This is a genomic window from Patiriisocius hiemis, from assembly GCF_031846325.1.
GTDB classification, from domain to species: Bacteria; Bacteroidota; Bacteroidia; order Flavobacteriales; family Flavobacteriaceae; genus Patiriisocius_A; species Patiriisocius_A hiemis.
The window spans coordinates 1-4,586 of record NZ_JAVRHZ010000013.1; the positions used below are offsets into that span (position 1 = coordinate 1).

At 40.3% G+C, this 4,586-nt stretch carries 1 protein-coding gene; it reads left to right on the plus strand.

Annotated elements, in window-relative coordinates; all coding sequences use genetic code 11:
- The coding region (locus tag RM538_RS13325; protein WP_311333931.1) for a T9SS type B sorting domain-containing protein at positions 1–4,586 on the plus strand (4,586 nt) is incomplete at both ends.

Genomic DNA, 4,586 nt, shown 5'->3' on the forward strand with positions numbered 1-4,586 from the left:
CCCTCTCCATTAATTATATGTGATGATGGTAGTGGTATGTCTTGTGATACAAACACGCCTAATGATGGATTTGGCACGTTTCGTTTAGACGATGCTACGTTGGATATAACAGGTGGTGATCCTGATTTAACTGTGACCTATTTTGGCACGAGGATAAATGCACAGAATAATCAATTGCCTTTACCGGTAGATGTTGGTACTGGTGATGTTTTGTATTGTAATGACAATGCTTATAATGATATACCTGTGACTGATGTTTTAGATCCTTTATTTGGTACTGGTGGAGTTTGGGCACGAGTAGATAGTGCTACCAATAATTGTTTTGAGATAGTACCCTTATCTTTAATAGTAAGAGATTTACCAGAGATTAACACCCCATCGGGTCCATTGCGTGTATGCGATGATGCTGTAGCCGATGGTATTACTACGGGAATTGATTTAACCCAGGTAGAGTTAGAAGTACTAGGAGTTTTATCACCAGATGAGTACGATGTATATTATTATGAAGACCAGCTTGATGCGATGCTAGATGGAGATGCAGCCTTAGCGTCCCAGCCTAACCCTACGTTTCCACGCGCGATAGGCATGCCTGATAATTTTGAGAACGCAAGTACCCCTCAAACCATATATGTATTAGTAGTAGGAAATACGATGAGTACGATGCCTAACAATGGGACTACAGGTTGTTACAGTATTGTTTCATTTGAACTTATCGTAGACCCATTACCAGCGGACAATGGTCCTTTTGAGTTATTTGAGTGTGACCAAGAGTTTCAAGACGGTGTCCCTACCGAGATGGCCTTTTTTGATTTAACACAACTTGAAGCTGGCGCTATTACGAATCCTAATGATGTAGTAACGTGGTTTGTAAACGATCCAGACGGGGTGTCTCCTAATCAGATTTTGACTCCGGATAATTATGAGAATATAGCGACTCCACAAACTGTTTTTGGTTTAGTAACTACGGAGTTTGGATGTACCCAAAGCTTTACTGTTACCCTTAGAGTACTTCCTAATCCAGACGCTAATGCTCCGGACCCTATTGAGATCTGTGATGGAGATGTTATAGCTGGGGATATGGATCCAGATGACGGGATAGGCTTTTTTGATTTAACACAGAGAGATGCTCAGATTATAGGAACCGCAACCGATGTTACGCTATTATACTTTGAGACCTTGCAGGATGCTATAGACAATGTACCAGGGACAGAGTTAATAAGCCCTTATGAGAATACAACCCCAGATACACAAGTAGTATTTGCGAGACTTACACAAGATTCTCCGCCAGCGACTTTAGCCTGTTATAGTATTGTTCCCCTTACCTTAACAGTTATACCTTTACCAGATCAGCCTGATAGTAGTTTTCAAGATCCACTACGTGCCTGTGATGATGACGGCGATGGCACAGCCGAGTTTGATTTAACAGCACAAGACACAGCAGTTATAGGGAGTCAAGACCCTTTAGATTTTGTCACTCCTATTACATATTATACAAGTTTAGCCGATGCTCAAATCCCCGACAATGAAATTGATCCTGCCTTGGCAATGGCATATCCAAGCAATACAGGTCAAACCATATGGGTTCGTTTAGAAAATAGCACTACAGGATGTGCAAGAGTAAGTTCCTTTATGTTAGAGATTGATACCCCTTCAGCTATTGGCGTAGGAGATGATTTATTTGCCTGTGATGTAGACAACGGAGTTGACGCCCCAGATGGTGTAGGAGTTTTTGATTTAACCGTTAACGAAGGTCTTATCAATCAAGGCGACTTTACATTAAACTTTGTTTACTATGCCTCTGCTGCCGACCAAGCTGCTGATAACCCTATCCCTGCCTTAGAAGTAGAAAGTTATGAAAATATAGTAAGTCCTCAACAAGAGATATTTGTAGATGTAGTTAATGCACAAGGATGTACCGCTCAGACCAGTTTCTTTATCAATGTAGAGACCAATCCAGCTGCCGTATCTCCGATGCCAATAGTAGCTTGTGACGAGAATAACGATGGGATATTCGATATGTTTGATTTAGAAGACCCAGACCTTATTACCGAGATAGAAAATGGAGAGACCGATGTAGTGACTTCCTTTTATGTAAGCGTTGTAGATGCTCAGACAGGTGATCCACTAGATGTGTTGCCAAGTCCTTATGAAAACATAGTACCTTTCAATCAGACCATTTATGCGCGTGTAGAACGTACGGTACCTCCAGGAGTTAACCCTTGTTATACAATAGTAGCAGTAGCATTAGAAGTAGCACAGCTACCCAATGAGCCTACCTCAGATTTTCAAGACCCATTATCTGTTTGTGATGATGGTGACGGAAGTGTGTTCTTTGATTTATCACTAAACACAGCACCTATACTGGATGCACAAGATGATCCTTCAATTATCACAGTAGGATATTATCCAACTGAAGCAGACGCTATGGCAGAACCACCTACCAATGAGATTATGCCAGACGATGCTTATGAGAGTTCAGGAGAGACCGTTTGGGTACGAGTAGAGAATACCACTACCGGTTGTTTTAGAATACTAAATTTTGAACTTATTGTAGAACCCTTACCAGTTTTAGGGACTGCACCCTTTGAGTTATTGGCTTGTGATGATGAAGTAAATGGCAGCACCCCAGATGATGGTCTAGCTACATTTGACTTAACAACTGCCAATACTACTATTACCGATGGTAATACCAGCTATGCAGTATTCTATTATACAAGTCTAGCCAATCAAGCTGCGGACAACCCTATTAGTGACCCTACCAGTTACCAAAACTTAGATGCTATGGGGAATATAGAGAACCCACAAGATATTTTTGTTACCGTACAAACAGCCTTTGGTTGTGAAGTAGAAACCACATTAACGCTAGAAGTACTACCCAATCCAGCAGCAATGACTCCAGACCCTTTTGAGATTTGTGATGGAGAAGGAGGGCCACTAGATACCAATACAAGTGATGGTGTATCGTTTTTCGATTTAACCACCTTAGATGCGACTATTATTGCTGGACAGCCCAATGTAAATGTGTTGTACTATGAAAGTCTTGTACTAGCAGAAGAAGCAGTAGTAGGTACAGAGATACAAAACCCGACGGAATACCAAAACACAACCCCAGAAGAACAAGTTATTTATGCTCGTGTTACAAGAGATGTACCTCCAGCACGATTAGGGTGTTTTACTATTGTAGAAGTTGTTTTACGAGTTAACCCATTACCAGATGATAGTGGTATAATCTCAGATTTAATAATCTGTGAGCTTATTTTTGATGGTGTGGCGACGTTTAATTTAGACGAAAAAGACGAAGAAGCCTTAAATGGTCAAGACCCATCGATATTTGATGTTCAATACTTTTTAGACCAACCTAATGCAGAAGTAGGAAGCAGTCCTATTATAAACTCAGATTCATTTTCAAACACAGTAAATCCACAAGAGATTTTTGTAGGAATTTTGAATACCGACACAGGATGTTATATAGGTGGTTTACAATCGTTTTTTATAGAAGTACGTCAAGATGCTGTGGCCAATCAACCTACAGAACCTTTTGTAATCTGTGATAATGAGGGCGATCCTCGAGATGGTTTTGCTAGCTTTAATTTAAATGATACTAGTAATGAAGACGTAGAAGCATTAAACGCGATTATTTTAGGCAGTCAAAGTGATCTAGACTTTACCATTACCTATCATGAAACGCTAGAGAGTGCAGAAGCAGGAAGCCCATCGATATCGTTTCCGTATACCAATGTAATTAACCCACAACGTATTCACATACGTGTAACCCATACAACTGGGTGTTTTGCAACCAGTAGTATGATACTACAAGTAGATCCATCTCCAGAAGTAGTCTTAGAAGAGAGCTATAGAATATGTGTAGATGCAGATGGTAATTTAATCCCAGAAGAAGATGGAGATCCATCTCCACCAACAATAGATACAGGATTAGATCCATCCCAATATACATTTGCATGGGAGATAGACGGCGAGTTACAAGTAGGAGAGATTAACCCTTTTATAGTAGCTCAAGTGGCAGGCGTGTACACAGTAACAGTAGCAGATAGTATTAATGGTTGTGAGACTACGGCAGAGACAACGGTGTTTATGTCTTCACCACCTATTACATTTGATGCGATAGTGACAAGTGGTGCTTTTGCAAGCAACCATATTATAGAGGCTACTGCAGAAGGAGAAGGAACCTATGAGTTCCAATTAGACGATGGTCCTTTTCAAGACAGCGGTATTTTTGAAGATGTAACCCCTGGAAGTCATATAGTAACTATTAGAGATATTAATGGCTGTGGGAGTGTAGAAGTAGTGGTAAGTGTGATAGACTACCCAAGATTTGTGACTCCAAACCAAGATGGTTTTAATGACAGTTGGAATATCATTGGAATAGGCCAAGCAGACCCTACGGCAAAAATTTATATATTTGACAGATATGGAAAGCTATTAAAGCAAATAAGTCCATTATCCAATGGATGGAATGGAGTCTATAATGGCAGCCCGTTACCCTCAAGTGATTACTGGTTCTTAGTTGAATACACCGAAGATGAAACTAGAAAACAGTTTAGAGGACATTTTACCCTAAAAAGATA